The sequence below is a fragment of the Enterococcus sp. AAFC-DPL-5146 genome (assembly GCF_058216635.1).
This window is the reverse complement of sequence record NZ_CM177103.1, coordinates 816954-835823: the sequence shown is the minus strand read 5'-3', so window position 1 is coordinate 835823 and position 18870 is coordinate 816954. Positions and strand designations below refer to the sequence as shown.

Annotated in this window: 16 protein-coding genes; 2 read left to right on the top strand and 14 right to left on the bottom strand. The window is 32.5% G+C overall.

What is annotated here, in order from left to right:
• Positions 1-7: 7 nt before the first annotated feature.
• Positions 8-1234 (bottom strand): allantoate deiminase, encoded by a 1227-nt coding sequence (gene allC, locus AC4BB2_RS03810; protein WP_490474111.1) that lies wholly within the window; start codon positions 1232-1234, stop codon positions 8-10.
• A gap of 197 nt (positions 1235-1431) precedes the next feature.
• Here allC and AC4BB2_RS03805 point away from each other — a divergent pair, with 197 nt between their 5' ends.
• The gene (locus AC4BB2_RS03805; RefSeq protein ID WP_490474110.1) at positions 1432-2295 is read left to right on the top strand and encodes an alpha/beta hydrolase; all 864 of its coding nucleotides are present in this window, start codon (positions 1432-1434) and stop codon (positions 2293-2295) included.
• Positions 2296-2394: 99 nt separating this feature from the next.
• On the opposite strand, the gene tig is transcribed toward AC4BB2_RS03805, so the two are convergent.
• From tig to AC4BB2_RS03785, 4 genes are all read right to left on the bottom strand, one after another.
• Positions 2395-3678: a trigger factor gene (tig, locus tag AC4BB2_RS03800; protein WP_490474109.1), complete on the bottom strand. Its 1284-nt coding sequence runs from the start codon at positions 3676-3678 to the stop codon at positions 2395-2397.
• A 224-nt stretch (positions 3679-3902) separates the two neighbouring features.
• The gene (locus AC4BB2_RS03795; protein WP_490474108.1) at positions 3903-4037 is read right to left on the bottom strand and encodes a hypothetical protein; all 135 of its coding nucleotides are present in this window, start codon (positions 4035-4037) and stop codon (positions 3903-3905) included.
• Positions 4038-4078: 41 nt separating this feature from the next.
• A complete protein-coding gene (locus AC4BB2_RS03790) occupies positions 4079-5431 on the bottom strand; it encodes a deoxyguanosinetriphosphate triphosphohydrolase (RefSeq protein WP_490474107.1) in 1353 nt (450 codons plus the stop codon).
• A gap of 25 nt (positions 5432-5456) precedes the next feature.
• The gene (locus AC4BB2_RS03785; protein ID WP_490474106.1) at positions 5457-6278 is read right to left on the bottom strand and encodes a toll/interleukin-1 receptor domain-containing protein; all 822 of its coding nucleotides are present in this window, start codon (positions 6276-6278) and stop codon (positions 5457-5459) included.
• A gap of 983 nt (positions 6279-7261) precedes the next feature.
• On the opposite strand from AC4BB2_RS03785, the gene AC4BB2_RS03780 reads away from it, so the two are divergent.
• The gene (locus AC4BB2_RS03780) at positions 7262-7558 is read left to right on the top strand and encodes a hypothetical protein (RefSeq protein WP_490474105.1); all 297 of its coding nucleotides are present in this window, start codon (positions 7262-7264) and stop codon (positions 7556-7558) included.
• 5 nt (positions 7559-7563) lie between these two features.
• On the opposite strand, the gene AC4BB2_RS03775 is transcribed toward AC4BB2_RS03780, so the two are convergent.
• The 9 genes from AC4BB2_RS03775 to AC4BB2_RS03735 form a co-directional block, all read right to left on the bottom strand.
• Positions 7564-9984 carry an AbiH family protein gene (locus tag AC4BB2_RS03775; protein ID WP_490474104.1) on the bottom strand — a complete coding sequence of 807 codons (2421 nt, stop codon included), beginning with the start codon at positions 9982-9984 and terminating at the stop codon, positions 7564-7566.
• A 147-nt stretch (positions 9985-10131) separates the two neighbouring features.
• The gene (locus AC4BB2_RS03770) at positions 10132-13197 is read right to left on the bottom strand and encodes a type I restriction endonuclease subunit R, EcoR124 family (RefSeq protein WP_490474103.1); all 3066 of its coding nucleotides are present in this window, start codon (positions 13195-13197) and stop codon (positions 10132-10134) included.
• Positions 13198-13224: 27 nt separating this feature from the next.
• Positions 13225-14409 (bottom strand): restriction endonuclease subunit S, encoded by a 1185-nt coding sequence (locus AC4BB2_RS03765; protein WP_490474102.1) that lies wholly within the window; start codon positions 14407-14409, stop codon positions 13225-13227.
• Positions 14402-16045, bottom strand: coding sequence for a type I restriction-modification system subunit M (locus tag AC4BB2_RS03760; RefSeq protein ID WP_490474101.1), 1644 nt, complete (start codon positions 16043-16045; stop codon positions 14402-14404). Before AC4BB2_RS03760 ends, AC4BB2_RS03765 begins: the two co-directional genes overlap by 8 nt.
• A 128-nt stretch (positions 16046-16173) precedes the next feature.
• A complete protein-coding gene (locus AC4BB2_RS03755) occupies positions 16174-16380 on the bottom strand; it encodes an AbrB/MazE/SpoVT family DNA-binding domain-containing protein (protein ID WP_490474100.1) in 207 nt (68 codons plus the stop codon).
• Positions 16381-16443: 63 nt separating this feature from the next.
• Positions 16444-16707: a hypothetical protein gene (locus tag AC4BB2_RS03750; RefSeq protein WP_490474099.1), complete on the bottom strand. Its 264-nt coding sequence runs from the start codon at positions 16705-16707 to the stop codon at positions 16444-16446.
• A gap of 1 nt (position 16708) precedes the next feature.
• Positions 16709-17023 carry a hypothetical protein gene (locus AC4BB2_RS03745; RefSeq protein WP_490474098.1) on the bottom strand — a complete coding sequence of 105 codons (315 nt, stop codon included), beginning with the start codon at positions 17021-17023 and terminating at the stop codon, positions 16709-16711.
• A 14-nt stretch (positions 17024-17037) separates the two neighbouring features.
• Entirely contained in the window at positions 17038-18282 is a 1245-nt protein-coding gene (locus AC4BB2_RS03740; protein ID WP_490474097.1) for an alpha/beta hydrolase family protein, read from the bottom strand.
• Positions 18279-18689 (bottom strand): hypothetical protein, encoded by a 411-nt coding sequence (locus AC4BB2_RS03735; RefSeq protein ID WP_490474096.1) that lies wholly within the window; start codon positions 18687-18689, stop codon positions 18279-18281. Before AC4BB2_RS03735 ends, AC4BB2_RS03740 begins: the two co-directional genes overlap by 4 nt.
• Positions 18690-18870 lie beyond the last annotated feature (181 nt).

The following is an 18870-nucleotide window of genomic DNA, read 5'->3' as shown; positions in this document are numbered from 1 at the left end:
CTTTCTCTTATTTATAAGCTAATTCATATAAGGTACTAGCTAATACTTTCACACCATTAACTAAATCATCAATATCAGTGGCTTCTGCTGGATTGTGGCTGATGCCATTAATACTTGGAACAAAAATCATAGCTGTTGGGAAGTGTGGTGCGATGATTTGAGAATCATGTCCAGCACCACTATGCATTACTTTATATTTCATGTTTTCAGATTTAGCTGCAGTTTCAATAGCGGAAACAATTTCTTCATTCATTGGTACTGGAGCTTCGTCCATCCATAAATCAATATCAATTTCTAAGCCATGCTCAGCTGCAATTTTTTTCATTAGTTCTTCAATCTCTTTTGTGAAGGCATGAAGTTCTCCGCTGTCAGTATGACGGCAGTCCATTGTAAACAGTACTTCACCTGGAACAACATTAACTGTATTAGGTTTAGGTTCAACTTTACCAAAAGTTAATACTAATGGATCACCCACTTCTAACGCACGATCAATAGCTTGTGAACAAATCTTTGCAAAACCATAAACAGCATCTTTACGATACCCCATTGGAGTTGTACCAGCATGATTGGCTTCACCTTTTAATACGATTGTATAACGTCTTTGACCTGCAATATTATTAACAACGCCAATTTGTAAATGTTCTTTCTCAAGAACTGTTCCTTGTTCAATATGGATTTCTACAAATGCTTTAATATCGTCTCTAGCTGGTTTACTTTCATCTCTAAAGTCAAAACCATGACGCTTCATTTCATCAACGAATTTCAATCCTTCAAAGTCAGCGATTTCAATAACATCTTCTTTTTTCGCTTCACCTACAAAGTTTTTACTACCCCAGAAAACCGTTGGGAATCGGCTTCCTTCTTCTTCAGCCATTGAAATAATTTCTAATGAACGTTTTGGTTTACCATGTGTTTCTAGTAAATACTGAATCGCAACATAAGCTGCAATAACACCAAATTGTCCGTCTAAGTTCCCACCATTTACAACCGTGTCAATGTGAGAACCAGATAAAATTGTTTCTTCTGGATGTTCTGTTCCTTCTACTCTACCAAAGAGATTACCGATTTCATCAAATGTAGCAGTCATACCAATAGTTTCCAAATTTTCTTTTACAGCTTTTTGTGCTTCCAACCAAGAATCTGAATACAATAAACGTGTCATTCCACCTGTTGGATCGTTACCAATATTAGATATTTGATCAATATTTTGTTGTAAAACTTTTTTTAAATCCATTCGATACATCTCCCTCTTTTATTATCATAACTATTGTAAGCGGTTGCCGGTTTTCATACACTATCCACACTTCACAAATTAACTCCTATCTTTGTGCGCATTAAACATAAAGACTGGGGTTATTTGGGTTAAAATAGAAATAAGTTAGTGAAACTATCAAGTTTCATATGCCAATTTTTACATTAGGAGGACTTTCCATGATAAAACAACAATTTTGCTATAGCCAACTGAATGATTTAGATTTATCCATGACTTTTTATTCTGATCCCGATGCAACTTCTGCCAAAGCTACATTACTTTATTTCCACGGAGGCGGCTTACTTTATGGAAATCGTGATGATTTACCCGAAGCGTACTGTCAGCTTTTAACGAAAAATGGTTATAACTTACTTACCATTGATTATCCATTAGCGCCGGAAGTTAAACTTTCGACTATTTATAGTTGCTTGCAAGAAAGCATTGATTGGTTTTTGAAAAATTATCAAACTACTCTAGGATTGGAAAAACCGGATTATTTCTTATTCGGACGTTCTGCTGGAGGATTTCTGGCATATCTTTTATCTGCCCGTCATCCTCTGCCAGAACAAAAAGGATTAATCAGTTTTTATGGGTATTATGAGTTGACTAACCCAGCCTTCAGTCAACCTAACAGCTACTACAATCAGTTTCCTAAGGTAGCTCCAATGGCTGCTCAAACAATGATTCATTCTAAACCAGTTACAAATGCTTCTATTAATGAACGCTTTTCTCTTTACTTATCCGGCCGTCAATTTGGTAATTGGCTAAGCTATTTGGTCAGTAAACCTAATGAGAAAGAAACCTATAGTCTTACAAATACTGAATTAGTTAAATTACCAGCTACTTTTTTGACTCACAGTTCGGCTGACGAAGATGTGCCTGTTGACGCATCTCGAATGGCGGAAAGTATAATCCCAAATGTTACTTATGAAGAAATTGAACATCTTCCTCATGATTTTGACAGTGATTTAACAAAAGAAGAAGGCCTTCTTGTTTATCATGCTTTAGTTAACTGGTTAAACCAAACACTATCAACTACTTAATTTTAACATAGAAACTGTTTAAGTAATCTATTAAACCAATGTTAAATAATCTTAAAAAAAGACATTCCTAATCACTCAGGAATGTCTTTTAAATTCGTTTTATTTTTCAGTTGCAGTTTCAGTAATTACTTCTACTGCACGTTTCATGCGAATATCATGTTTTAACATATCTTCTGTTAAAACTTTTTTCACTTGATCGATAGGCATGTTGTATTGTTCAGATAATTCTTTGATTTCATTGTCCATATCTTCTTGTGATACTTCGATATTTTCAGCTTTAGCAATCGCTTCGATTACAAGGTTTGTTTTCGTACGAACTTCTGCTTCCGCTTCAAATTGTTTGTGCAAGTCAGCTTCAGTTGTTCCAGTTAATTGATAGTACATATCTGGAGCGATGCCTTGACGTTGCATATTGTTTAAGAATTCATCCATTGAACGGTGAACTTCATCATGTACCATAACATGTGGAAGATCAACGATTTCAGAATTATCAACAGCTTGACGGATTGCTGCTTCGTCTTTTGCTTCTGTTGCAGCAGCTTCTTTAGATTCTGTTAATTCTTTACGGTATTTTTCTTTTAATTCGTCTAATGATTCTACTGAATCATCAACGTCTTTAGCAAATTCATCATCTAATGTTGGTAATTCTTTTGCTTTCACTTCGTGAACTTTCACTTGGAAAACAGCTTCTTTACCAGCTAAATCTTCTGCTTGGTAATCTTCTGGGAATGTTACTTTTACTTCAACTTCTTCTCCAGCTTTTTTACCAACTAATTGTTCTTCAAAACCTGGAATGAAAGAGTTAGAACCTAATTCAAGAGAATAGTTCTCGCCTTTTCCACCTTCAAAAGCAACGCCATCTTTGAATCCTTCAAAATCAATGACCACAGTGTCGCCATCAACAGCTGCTTCATCTTCTTTGATTACTAGTTCAGCTTGTGATTCTAATTCACGTTGGATGCGTGCATCTACGTCTTCGTCTGTTACTTCACGGTCTTGTTTTTCAACTGTTAAGTTTTTGTATTCGCCTAATTTTACTTCAGGTTTTACAGTTACTTCAGCAGTTACCACCCAATCTTCACCCTTATTCATGCTTTCAACATCAATTTTAGGTTGAGCTACAGGATCGATTCCAGCTTCTTTCACAGCCGCTTCATATACTTCTGGTAAAACTGCGTTCAAAGCATCTTCATATAATGCTTCTTCGCCGTACATACGGTTGAATACTTGACGTGACACTTTTCCTTTACGGAATCCTGGTACGTTAAGATTTTTTTTGACTTTATCGAATGCTTGTTTCAAGCCTTTTTCAATTAGAGTTTGATCAACTGAAAAAGTTAACACACCATCATTGGTGCCTTTTTTTTCCCATTTCGCAGACATTTGTTTCCCTCCGAATAACTTAATTTTATACATGAATTTATGTTATGCATACCTTTAAATAGTACACTATAGCTTGGTAAATGTAAACATTTTAGGTGAGAACAATGCGAAGAAAGTAAAGTTTTCTGTGATATGTTTTGAAAATGATTATTTCAGCTAGTTTTCTAGCTACATATAGTACCTTATAATTCAAGCTATTTCTTTTTTAGAATAATTTTCTATCTTTAATCACCATTTTTGTAGCCAATAAAATGATGGACAGACAGAATTTTTTTGATTACTAATAGTAAAAGAAGAAGTGAACTATCATAACAAAAATTGTATTTCACTTCTTTTATTAATAACATTATTTTTCTCATCAATCCTATCTTCTTCTGTTACATAAAAAAGGCAAACTATACTAATTAAACAACGTATCATGCAGTTTCTTAGCATACCCATCCGTCATGCTACATACGAAATCCACTGCCATTTTCAAACGATAATAATCTTTGTCTGATTCACAACAACCATCTGCTTCTCTCGCATATAAATCTTCAGCACTTCTAGGTAAGTTGTTGAATAACCGTTCCTCATATTTGTTCATCGGTTCTTTATCATATTTCAAGACAACAGGAATAAATTCATCTAATAGACGATTAATAATATTAAATCCAAGAACTTCTTGATCTAGTATAGTCTTTGTTTGAAAAATATACGTATAAGAGAACTCTTTTAACGCATGAAAACATTTCACTTCGTCACATTCTTCATTAATAATTTCTTCATGAAAGGTGCCAGACATTATTTCATCGTAGTGATCCACAAAGGTTTTACTAGCACTTTGATAAACTTTTTTTTGCGTTTCCCGTAAAAAATCTTGAATGGTTGCAGCTTCTGAGCCAACATTAACTAAAAATTTATCGGTTCCAGTTTTTTCATCAATAAATGACTTTAATTTTCTATAACTATACAAACCATAGTTATAAGCATCTTCAATGTCTGAAAAGGTATAAGCGATATCATCTGCTGCTTCAAGTAAAAATACCAATGGATGTCGATTGCCAGTCGTGCCCGTTACAAATTTGATATTTTTAAATACCTTTTCTTCCGAATAAAAGTAACCAACTTTCTTTGTCAGTAAGTCCTTCTTATCTACCTCATCTGCACTAGCAGTATACTTTATGACTGCATCTAATGTTGATGCAGTGAGATTCATCCCAGTTTCTGAAGAACCATTATCATTATGAAGTTTAGTGAGTAAACGTATCGTTTGGGCATTCCCTTCAAATCTCAAAAAATCTTCTTTTTGCTGCTTTGTAAAAGAAGACCAACAAGGAAGGAATTCACCTTTTTTGCTAAACCAAATCCGAATCGCTTCTTCGCCAAAATGACCGAAAGGAGGATTTCCAATGTCATGAATCAGAGCGGCTGTTTCCAACAAACGGAAGCTTTCGTTTAGTTCGTCGCTTTTCATTCCTTTTTTATTCAATTTACTAATGACACCTGTTAATAGATCTCTTGTGTGCATCGCAACTTCCAAACTATGAGTCAAACGAGTACGAACAAAATCATTTCTCTCTAAAGGAAAAACTTGTGTCTTATCCTGTAGCCGTCTAAAAGAGTCACTCTTAATTACCCGACGATAATCACTGTTAAAAGCCATATTTAATTCTAGAAGGTAATTTTTATGTGTTAATTTATCATTAGGCCAAACTTTATCACTTTTCAAAGAAATTCTGAATGTTCCTACTAATCGATTCCATTCCATCATTTAGACAGCCTCCATTTTTTAGCAGTTACTCTATTTTTTCCAAATGAGAAACGTAGATATTTTTGCATTTTCCTATATCTTTAAAAAATCTCTCACCAAAATAAGGAGCTTCTTCATTTAGCTTAAATTGAACGGTATCTCCAGATTCAAAATTTCCCCAGCTCTTGTTGAAAAATAACCAGTGATTGTCTTTTTTTGACATTTTTTCTACATCAATAAACGTTTTAGCAATTGGTTTACTTAATTTAAAACAAGCATACTGATCTTTTTTTTCACTTTTTATCATACGCTCTTCACAAAGCATCGTTTCAAATACACCTTCCTCATCTGGAATCAAATAATCTTCCATCTGAATATAATGCTTCAGCTTATCAAAACTTGGTTTAACGCTTTCTATTTCTCGGTACTTCAACTCATCTGGTAAAACAACGCCTGCTTTTTCTCGAATAGCACTTATTAAATCACACACTTGTATTGCATCTAACTCTTTATTTAACAATAGAGCTAAACGATCTGAACCAATTGCTCCTTTGATCTTACTAGGTGAAAAATGTGGTAAAGCTATTGGATAATGTGTATCTGTCGTAATCCAAGAAGCGCCCATTTCATTCAGGCAAGGAACGCTTTGGTAATAATGATCGGATAAAAAATAAAGAACAATCGGACTATCTTCTAATTCTTTTTTCAAACGATCAAAAATTTGTTCACCTGGTTTTACACCTGTTTCAGGGCTGGAACTGTAAAAAATATCTTCTTCACGAAAACCAAATTTTTTTAACAACTGTACAAATACATCACCATAACGTCGATCTTTATAACAATGACTGACAAACACTTTTCTACCCATTTTTATCCCTCCAAGTAATAGTTTCACCCACATAATAACAAATATATTATAAATAGTCATCATTTTTATAAATCAAATAATATTTTTTTATATAATACATAATAAAATAGTATTATTTATAGGATAAAAATATTATTCGTTTGATTTGGCATTCTCATTCCGATTTAAAATGCTTTACTGAATGGACTTAAAAACAGTTGACTATTTGACAAGAAATAGAAAAAAATTTGTTATTTTCCCTTATATATAAGGAGCGCTGTTTTTAGTGTTATTTAATCAAGAAATATAAGATTTTTTATTGCGAACAGCTGTTTATTTAGGTATACTAATAGCCATAGGATAGAAATAATTAACAAGGAAGAATAGCAACAATTCACTTAGCCAGAAATGAGTGGATTTGTGGTTGTTGCTCCTAACGATAAAAATAAATAATTGGCACTTCCTGACCTGGCTACCAACCAAACTAGAGAAGTTTTGATTGAACAGTGCAACCTGCTTAAGCAAATCGCCAATAGTGTAAGTCATATTCTTATTTTTACATACTTTTGTCTACCAGAAGACCGCAGATTTTCTCCTTCCAAGTACAAACGAGTAAAAATAACCGTTTTTTGACGTGCCTATTGTCAACGATTGCAGGTGTAACTGTAGTCGTTTTTTTGTTGCTATCCTATAGACTTTGAGAAAAAGAATAAAAAAATAGGCACTTCATTTACTGGTACCACCCTGTAAATGAAGCCCGGAATAGACATCACAACCTATCTATCCAAGTTGCCTGATTACTAGTACCGTAGCACTAGCTTCTTTATTGTACCTAATTTTTGTAAGAATTTCTAGACAGTTTTTGAAATTTCTTCAAGTTGGGCTAAGAAATGCGCTATAGTCTGTTAGTCATCCCAACGATAGAGACGGCAATCTCTATCGTTTTTTCTTTTTCTCAATTGTTGATTGTTGCTTAAATAAACAATAAAAAGGAGAACTTACTTATGAAAAATTCTGCACTTTGTATTAAAGCTGTTCCTTATCATGAAATTATTGATCTTAGAGATACGGTTGAACGCTTGCAATCATGGCAAGAACCATTGGTGGTTTTGGAGAAGTATTTTACGAATCCAAATACGCCGATTAATAAGAAACAGGTTGTGAAACAGTATTACGCTTGTTCTCAATTGTTTCAACTCTTTAAAAATAATTATGACTCACTCACCGAACAAGTGAACAAACAAGTTCTAACTATGAATAGATTAGAAAAAATAACAGTTACAGGAAATTCAGTAAGATAGTTTTATCAAATAGATAGTTCCGAATACATTTGATCAATTAATTTTTTATACTCTTTCTTGATGACTAACCAATAGTTCAGCCTAGAAACTGGGTTACTAGTTTTAGCTTTATAAGCGTCATAATTAGCAGATTTTTTTAAATCTGCTTCTCCAATTTGCTGCTGAGTCCCTGCCTGATAATTTTTTACTGAAAATTTTAAACTACTAAGATCTAAACACCATTTATTAGCAAAATCATTTAGAAGCTTCTCTATTGCAGGTTTTTCATCAATAGTCAAGAATGGTTGCTTATCACTTTGATATTCTTCTATAGAATCACTTACATTGGGATTTTCATTAATCTCTTGAACATCCAATAGCGGCTCATTTTTAAAATCTGCTTCCGTTTCAAGAAGTATAGCAGCCTGATTTTCTTCTTGAAGGTTGATTTCTTGTTTCCCATTACATAATAAATCTGAAAATGATTGTTGGTCACCATTTAAACTAATATAAGGATCTGTATTCTCGAGAAAAACATTGCATAAAACATCTACTGTAAGTTGCTCCCAGCTAATACTAATATTCTCTAATTCAATATATTCTAAATTGGGTAGCTTTGGCATTTGATTGTTTGATTCAAATAGTGTTGATAATTTAAGTGAATCTATCTTAAAATCTGACAATCGAATCCCTTTGACTGACTCCGAAATTGCTAATTCTGGTAGTTCAGGTAAGTCTGAGAAACTTTCTTCATCTTGATCTCCCCCATACCCAACCAACTCTAACCATTCAACTTTAGGAATGGTAAAATTACCATCATTCATTGTAATGGTAAGGATCATCTCTTTTGCTATTGGCGAGTTGTTGCATAATGATTCAGCTACAATTAATTTTGTATTTTCACGAACTTCAAGATTTAACAACTTATTTTTTCTCATTGAGCTGATAACCAAACCAAGATTTTTTTCTTGAAGTGAAATAAACTCATTTCCGATTAATTCTAAATTGTCTAACTCTTCAAAAATTGAAATATCTAAAGAATCATTTTCATAGCTAATTATGTTTTTGGTTAATGTTAAATGTTGGATAGACATGATAGACGTCTTATCATCTAGCAGCGAAACTAATTTATCAAAGTTTAAATTACATTCTTTAATTTCTATGACAGTGACTTGTTTAAGTGCTTTTTGAAATACTTTATTCTCTAATAATCGATCAAAAAGTTCTTCGTCCCTAATTCCTTGTAACGTAATAGAAAAATCTTCCTCAATACTCAATTTTTCTACATTTAGTTTTTCGAAAATCTCTAGAATTTTTTCAACATCTACTGTTCGTTCGATTTTAATTTGTTTTATCTGCCGAAATACAAAGTTATTAGCTAACATATCAAATTCTCCGAAATAGTCATTTTGTGGCATGGGAAAATTAAACATATTTTTTATTACTTCATAATCTTCTAAGCTTTTTAGGACACGATTTTTTTCATTCACTTCCATAAATACATCGAAAAAAGGAACTAAGTATATTTTTTCTGCGTATTCTTTTCCTAACGTTTGAATGATAAACTGTAATTTGTAAGAGTAATCCTGATCGTAATAAAATAAGTAAATTTTCTCCGCTTTTTCAAAAAATGGCTTCAAAAAAACAAAATCACTTCCAGCGATAGAATGCCCTAAAATAAATAAATCAAGTTTATTTTCTGCAGTAGCATCTAATTCTTCTAATAATTTTTCTCTATCAGAAAACAACGTTGAATCTTTTTTTACTCGGACTAATTTATCATTTTCTACAGAACTTTCCACAGACATTTTAGAAGCGAATTCACTGCCTGTAAAACCTCCGCCAAAAATAATATTATTCTTATCTAACGAACCGTGCAGTTGAAAAATTTTATTAGCTTTTTTCGTTGGCACACCCAGATGTTTATTTTCTGCTCCGATAACTTCTTGTATTTTTTCAATAGAATTTGTAAAATTAAAGCTTATTACTTTCGTCTTTTCACTTTCAAGAAGTCTTTTGTAAAAAGAGTTTATTCTCATTTTTTTCGTATTACTTTTACTTTCCCAACGTTCATATTCTCGTTTTAGATAATCAAAAAAAGACTTTTCCAATGCTCGTAAATCTTTATTTAGTTGATTTACATGAAACTTTTTGGTTTGTTTAAACTCATTCCTATTACTTTCTTCATTGATTTCTCGCATTTGATTTTCAAACATTGTTTCAAAGTCACACCAATTTAATGATGTACCATTGAATTCTTGCACAAAAATTCGGTTAAAATTATAGATATCCTCACTCGATTTCAATTCTTTCTGATTGGTAACATAATTTAAGAAGTCGACATATGAACTTTTGATTCCTAAACTTAAGTCAAATCCATTTCCAATAACAACAATACGTTCTTTTGAACATTCCGTATCTGATTTTTCAATTTTATCTGTTTCCATCTTATTGCTACTCCTTACCATCCGTTTCAACCAACGTATTATTTCTTTTTTGAAGCAACACAAAATACAATTCATGTCATAATTATTTTGATTATTAACAAGTAAAAGACGAGACACCACACTGTTTATCATGTAGCATCTCGAATTTTATCTCTTTTGTAACGGTAAAACATCTCTAAGAATCATTTCTGAATAGGCTTGTTTTACTTCTTTCCAATACTCAAGCTTTCTTACTGGCTGCTCTGTATGTTCTTTATAGGCTTCGTAGTTGCTGGTATGTTTTAATTCAGCTTCACCAATTTGCTTTTCTTTGACTGGATTGTAATTCCGAATAACAAAAGACAATTCTGCTGGATTCACAAACCATTTTTTTGAAAATTCTTTTACCAAAGATTGAATAGTGCGTTGAATCATTTCCTCTAACAATGTTGATACTTGCTTTCCGCGATAATTTTCTGGATTATTTTGAATAGCAAACCACAAATCCTTCATGAGAACTGCCAATTTAGGATTCCCTCGTTCTAAGTCATCTAAATATTTAGTGATTTCTTTCGAATCCATAACCGTTGGCTCTGTATCTTGTTCCTCTTGTTGTTCTTCTTTCGATGATTTTGGCACAAAAGCTTGAATCAGTAACAGAATGTATTCATAATTGATTTCATCTGTATTAACCGATTCTAATTCATATTCAATATCAATATCAATTGCTTTTTCTGGATCAATTGGATCTGGTTTTAATTCTTCAATCACATTTACATATTTCCCATGATATTCTTCAATTTCTTCCACGTTAATTTGGTAATTTTGTTCAAGCTTTTCAATGTCAAATTCTGTATACACTTGGACTGCGGAAAAGGTTCGATCTAATTTTTGATACGCTTTTGCAAATTTTTTCTTTTCTGCTTTATTTAATTCATTGACCATTTCTGGTGTCTCGGCAATTTCTCTAAGGTCTGCTATTGCTAGCCTTAAGGCTTCTTGTGCTTCTTCCCATGTAGGTGCCAACACATCATCTTCCCCACCATTTGAGTACAAAATCAATGCCTCTGTTACTTTTTCATTGTATGTTTCTGGCAGTTGAAACGTAACGACTTGCCCATAATGTTTTTTCGCATCAAATAAACGATTGGTTCTTGAAAAAGCTTGAATCAATTCATGGGGTTGCATTGGCGAACGATCAATGAACAAAGTCGACAAACAAGGAGCATCAAACCCCGTTAATAAGCGATCAACGACAATCACTAAATCAAGTTGTTCCTCTCTAAATAAATACTTCTCTTGTTTCCTTGCTAAACGATCATTGACATTACGATTATACGCACGAATACTTTCTAATGAATATCTAGTACCGTACATTTTGTTATAGTCTTGAATGGATTCTTTCATCTGCTCTTGATTAAATTCAGAAGCTTCTTCATTTTCAGAAATAGAATAAGTAATTGCGATTTTTGGAAAGTCTGGCAAAACTCTTTTGGTTTTCTCACTTATCTTGACAGTGGTTTCGCCTGCCATAACCTTTTTAAATAGCTGATAATATTTTTGTGCTTGATTAATTGATGAAGTAGTTAAAATCGCATTATAGGTTTTCCCTGGCCCTTTATCGAACCCAAATTTCAAACGAGATTTATTAATAATCGAATGAATGACTTCCAGCATGTGCTTCTCATTTTCGAATACATCTCTGCCAATATAGGATTCTTTTTCAATCATTGACAGGTCATCAATTTCAAGATCAGAATCCTTTTTGACTAGATAGTCATTTAATTCTTCTTCGTCGAATGTTCTTTGATATTCTACTTGAAAGCCTAATACTGCTTTATCATGAATCGCATCTTTTACCGTATAATCGTGCAAGCATCTGCCATATAATTGTTTTGTTGTTCGGGCAAGATTCCCCACTTGAGCTTTCGCATTCTCTTTAAAAATCGGTGTTCCTGTAAAGCCGTACCATAACGATTTTTGAAAGAACTGTTCAATCTCTTTCTTCTTTTTGGCTGATATAGCACGATGACATTCATCTACAATAAATGCTAACTTAAGTTGTCTTAATTTTTGATAGTTTTTCTTATGTTCTTTTCCTTTAAAGCGATCCATTAAATAATTGAGCTTTTGAATAGTCGTGACAATCACTTTATTGCGATCATTTGAGACTAATTTTCCAATTAAATCAGTGACATCATCTGTTTCGTCTATGTCGATGATGTCATTATCTGCATAGGAACTAAAAGAAGCAGATGTTTGTTGATCCAAGTCTACTCGATCTACGATAAAGATGGTTTTATGAATACTTGGAATTTGCAATAGATTACGTGCTACTTTATAGGACGTTAGTGTTTTACCCGAACCCGTTGTATGCCAAACAAAACCCGATTCTTGATTTTTTGAGGCTGCTTTAATCGCTTCAATCGCATGAATTTGATACGGGCGTAGTAAGATCAAAGACTTTCGTTTGCTATCAATGACAGTATATTGCGTGACCATTTTATGTGCTTGTGGAATGGATAGAACAGCCTCAGCAAATGCCAAATAGTCTACAACAGGTTGATTATTTTCATCTACCCAAGTAGTTAAAAACTGTTCATTTAATTTTGTATCTGTTGCAGCAGCAATATATCTTGTCTCACTAGCATTAGATACAACAAACATTTGAACGGCGGAAAAAATGCCCGTAAACTTTCCCTGAACGAGATATTTTTTTATCTGACGAAAAGCATCCATATAAGGATGCGCCCGATTTTTGAGTTCAATATGAACCATTGGTAAACCATTAATCAACAACGTTATATCAAAACGACGGCTACGATCTGTTTCATCTTTTTTACGGCTTTGAAATTGATTGATTACTTCATAAGAAGACATACCCGCTGCAATGTCTTCTCGTTTAATTACTCGTAAATACATCGTTTTTAAACTAGCATCTTCTCGTTGCACTTCTATTTTTGCTACGCCATTTTCGCCTGAGAGCCATTTCGCCGCTTCATAAAAATTTGAAAAGTCTAGTTTGGTTTTGATTTGTTGAAATTCTTTTTCCGTTATAGGAACGCCGTTTAGCACATCTTGGTTATTATATTCTAGCTTATCTTTGAAATTTTCCCACAACTTTTCTTCAGTGTTTAGCTCTGGACGATACTCCCATTTAGAATCTCCACTGATTAATTGGTTGATTAGATTTTCTTCTAGTTCAAGTTCTGGGGTTAATTGAATACTTGCCATTTTTCCACCTCATTTCGGTTGTTATTGTTAGATGAACATGCGTTGAAGCATGGCTTTTTTTAATTCTTTGTATGAGTCTAATTTACTTTGATGAAGATTGATAGTGTTATCGAATTGTCTAAAAAAGGTACCTATTTTATTTTGTTCATCTTCAATTGGTAATAAAATAGAAGCATCTTTAATATCAGAAGAATTAATACTTTCAAAAGTCGAACCTGTACTTAGTTTAGTCCAAAAACGATTTTCTTTCATTCTTCTTAACGTTTGAAAGATAAACTCATTCCCTCTGATTGATGCAACTCCTCTCCCGAGAACAACATCATAATCAGTCTTCCCAATATCTCCAACAGGAGCTCTGACACTTAAAATTAAATCTCCTTTATCTGCCATTTTAGTGACTTGTGTAGTCCAAACGCGAGGTACAACTCTATTATTTTTCATATCAGCATTGCCTTGGACTAGTATATAATCAGTTGGAGTTTCTGTGTAGTTCTCAGAGTTTGGTGATTGACCCATTGTGATTTTTACAATATCTCCCAACTTGCACTGTTCCCAAGCGTTAATATACTCATTAAAACGAATTTTCGGTATTTTATCATTATTTTTCGGAAACATCCTCTGTAACATTACTTTTTTTAATTGTTTATAATTATCAAGGTATTGTTGTTGAAGATGAATCATTTCATCCAATTTCTTGAAAAAAGAAGCTATTTGTATTTGTTCCGCTATTAATTCAGTATAAGGGAGTTTAACATTTTTTAAACTTTCAAAAAATAAATACTCTCTGACGCTACCTTCCGTATTCCTTTTAACTTCTTTTATAAACTCTGGGGATTTAATATATTGAAGTACATAGTCATTATTTAACTTTTCATTTATCTTAATTACAACATATAATGAACTAACCAAAACTGGAAAGCCTAAATCATTAAATCCGATTGATCCAACGTTAATTCTAGCAGGGTTATAAGCAAACTCTTTTGGATTTACGATCTTATATGCAATTTTTTCTAAAAAATCAAGTCTACTCCCCTCAAATTGTTCATTTTGAGGAATTAACCCAACTTTATTACTAACTGAATAAGCAGGAAAGTCATTATTTGCAGAATTTTTCTTTCCAGCTTTTGAGATAAATAATTTAAACTTTGGCTTTTTCCAACTATTATCAAATTCTTTAAATCTTATTTTAGGTTGTATTTTTTTCTTACTCATCAGCACCACCATTGTTCATAAACATAGTAATAAATTCCTTCAATTCCTTATCTGCTTCGTCTGTCGTCCCGTGTAATTCACCTAACATATTAAACAATTCTTTTTCTGCAGTTGCTAATTTCTGCTCTGTCTCTTTTATATTTTTTGAAATAGTATCTAATGGAATTTCTTCTTCTTCTTCAAATGTATCAACATATCGTGGAATATTTAAATTATATTCTTCTTCTTTGATTCTGTCATAACTAGCTAAATAAGCATATTTACCTTTGGTTTCACGAGTCATATAGGTATCTAAAATCTCTTGAATATGTTTATCTGTTAATATATTTTGGTTTTTCCCTTTTTCAAATCCTTGGGATGCATCAATAAATAGAACATCTTTTTCTTTACGCCCTTTTTTCAAGACAATAACTGTTGTCGGAATGGACGTATTATAGAAGATATTCGCTGGTAAGCCAATCACCGTATCAATTGCCCCGTTATCTAATAGTACTTGACGAATCTTTCCTTCTGCATTGCCACGGAATAAAACGCCATGAGGTAAAACAATTGCCATTACACCATTTTCCTTCAAATGATAATAGCCATGCAATAAAAAAGCAAAGTCTGCTTTGGATTTTGGTGCTAATACTCCACCATAATCAGAAAAACGAGAATCTTCTAAAAACCCTTTATTCGCTGTCCATTTTGCAGAGTATGGCGGATTCATCATGACACCATCAAAGTTGGTTGGTTCTTCCTTCGGCCAGTCTTCATCCAATGTATCTCCATTACTTAAATGCTGATTGGCATTTGCTACACCATGTAAAATCATATTCATACGAGCTAGATTATAGGTAGACGTATTTAATTCTTGTCCAAAATAGGAAATCGTCCCTGGTTCATTTGAAAATTTCTTTGCATTTAAAAGTAAGGAACCTGAACCCATAGTTGGATCATAAATAGTAAACCCTTTTTTATTTTCTTTTCCTTGCAAAACAATTTGCGTCATCAAACGTGCTACAGGTTGAGGTGTATAGAATTCACCAGCTTTTTTCCCTGAATCAGATGCAAACTTGCCGATTAGATATTCATAGGCATCTCCTAGAACATCACCATCATGTGCAGCTTCTCCAGCCAAATCTAGTTCAGCTAATTCTTTCATTACTTCTGAAATTGTCTGATTTTGTTTTGATAAGGTAGCTCCTAATTTTTTAGAATATAAATCCACATCTTCAAACATATTGGCAAAAATTTCACTAGAACGCTCAATATCACTAAACCCTTGATTTAAATGATCTAGTTCAAAAGGAGCTTCTGTTTTACCATTGATTTCATTGACAAGGTAAATAAATGTTAACTTTGGCTCAATGGTATATGAAAATTCATCTTGTAATTCTTCTAATAAAGCTGATTTAGTATCTTCATCTTCAAAAGCTTCTTCATACAGCTTTTGAGCAAGTTGTAAATCTGTTGTTGGTTGCTCCAAAAGTTCAGCCACATAAAAAAGCATTTTATCTGATAAAAATTTATAAAAAACTAATCCTAACAAATAACTTTTGTATTCATTCGCATCCATTTTTGATCGTAAAATATGTGCGGAATTCCATAAAGCATCTGATAATTTTGTCGATTTTTTTTCATTAAGTTCTGTCATTCATATTCTCTCCTACTCATTTGACCTATCTTGTATTATACCCCAAAACATGAGGATTCAATAGAAAAATCCAATTTACGAAAAGCCCTCCCTAAAGAACGAGAAAGCTTTTGGTTATTCCTGCTAATTTAAAATGACTCATAAAACTCATTGGGAACATTGTCTGATTTGATTGCTAAAGGTTTTTCTAGTGACACTTGTCCATCACGAATAATAAAATCTAGTGTATCGCCTTCATTTAAAAATAATGCTTGAATGACTTCTTTAGGTAACGATACCATATATGTATTCCTTTGCTTTCTTATTTTTCTTGATTTTTTTATAGTATTAGTCATTTGTATTTCTACTTTTATTTCAAATTTTTATAAAGCATAAAATTTATTACTATTTAAAAAGAATCAAAAGTTATCCAATGTTTGTTTTTGTTTATCAAATACTTGTGTTACTTTCTTACCAAATTGACCTTTTACTGTTTCTTGTAATCCTGATGTTGCTTTTGAAATAGCTTTTTGAGCAGTTTTACTTTCTTGTTCACCTAATCGTTTTATTTTCTCTTTCTTCAATTCTTTGCTCTGAGACCCAGAACGACCAATTGCTCTTACTTTTGTTTTTTGGACATTTTTCCTATATTCTTTCATTATTTTTTCTAATGCTTCTAACATATTAATCCTCTTCTTTTAACTTATGTAACTCTTTCCGATAGCCTTGTTCTAATTTTTCTTGACGATTCAATATTTTTTTCTTTTCCTTGTCTAGTGTCATCATCAGCTCTTCTTCCAAACAAGATAATTCCATTTGAGCATTATTTAAAGGTTCATCACTTTCAGAAATATCAGATAATAGATAACGAATTTCTGAATAGGCTTCTTCTGCAAGTTGTTGTCCTTGTCTCTGGAAATGTTTGATATCATCTTCTTGTTTTTCCCGTTTCCGTCTATTATTTTGGTAGTCCTTCGATAATTGTTGTTCTTTATCCATCTGATCACTCTCCATTATCTCAATTGTCGAGCTAATTCTTGGTCTCTCTGAACTAATTCAGCTATTTTGCCCCTAATTTCAGAAGCTAACTGATTAAATTGTTCATTCATTTTTTTTGCTTTAGCTATCTTTTCTCTAAATAATTCACTCGGCTCTTTTACAATACTACGTTCTGAGCTACCTGTTGATTCCAATACTTCCATTACTTCTCCATGGCTCAAATCAGGAACATCACTAAATGCTTTTGAATACATTTTCTGCCACAATTCTTCTAATTCTGTTATCCCATCTTGATAAATTTTAACCGTATTAGTCATAACTACTTGAAATTCAGAAGAGGCATATTGAACAACTGCTAGTGCTTGGCTGCTATCTAAATAAATTTGTTCATTCGTTGAAAGTCCACCACCACTGGACTTAAATTTTTTCTTCAATAATTCTAGTGTATACATCCCTAGAATAAATTGATTTTTTAATTGACGTTCTGCCTGTTCTTTTATTGCTTCTTTATTGTAATCATTTTTTTGAATAATAAGATTTCCTTTACCATCAAATCCCCATTTTACTAAATCATGATAGACTCCAGGCGAGTGAAGTCCCATTTCCATACTGATTTTTATTTCTGCTCCAGTCCCATTACCCCTTAAATTGCCAATAACGTCTGCCCGATTTCGATAATTCGTTAACATTCCGGGATTGTTTTTAATCCATTTTTTTGCCTCAGGTGACAACAATTCATATGGGTCTGGGCCATTAAACCCTATATTTTTCCACTTGTTTTCCGCAGCAATGTATAATGCTAAAAACTCTCCTAATGAATGACCAGTTGTTGTAATTATTGCTCCTTTATAATCTCTTCTAATCACATCAGCAAAATCAATAGCAGAATTTAGTTGCCCTTCTAATCGCTGTTCACTCGGTGAACTTGAAAACCCTGGACTAACTGTTTTATCAAAGAAACCACCAACTGTTCGTAAGTCTGTTTCTAAATCCTTTAAATCTTTTGGATTTGTTCCTGCATAAGAAATCACAATTTGAGAGGTATCCACATTACCTTTTTTATCTATCGGAGCAACAGCCATTGCTTGCATTCCATCTGTTTTGGAATTTTCTTGAATTTTTAATATTTTAAATTCTGTTCCACCAAGTTCACGAACAGTGTCTTCTTTCAAAGTAGGGTCATATTTATCTTTGTCATTAGGGTCTAACCAATAGGTTCTATCACTTATCTTATTACAATTTTTATCTGTAATACTCAAATTTCTTCCTCCTCACCATTTGAATAAATAATTCTAACTTTATTTTGTGTAACTCCTTTAACCTGTATACTTCTATCTTCTATTCCATAATCACTTATCTCATTACTATCCTTCACAAAACCATATGAAAAATAAACAGATTTTCCTTGTATATTTTTCATAGTAATAATCATATTATACGAACCTGTCATACTATTATATCCTGTTCGTTCAATATCTACTTCTGCAATGTCCGCAAACGTATTTTTTAACACCTTTACCGATTGCTTTTCTACTACTAATAAATCCATTTCCTTTTGCTCTTCTATTTTATCCATGTATAACTTTCCTCCTATGCCCACAATTCCCGAGCAACCAATTATTAAAAGAATTATCACTAAAAAACGACTCTTTTTGGATTTCCACATATTATTTCCTCTCGAAAAAACTAATTGTAACAAAATATTATCACATACATTAACAACTTAATAGTTTAAATTCATTTTACGAAATTTATTTATTCCATAAATTATGATATTTTATAGGATTTTTTAATATCATTATTTTTCATACTTATGTTCAATAATGTAAAAAAATGGTCGAATTAAA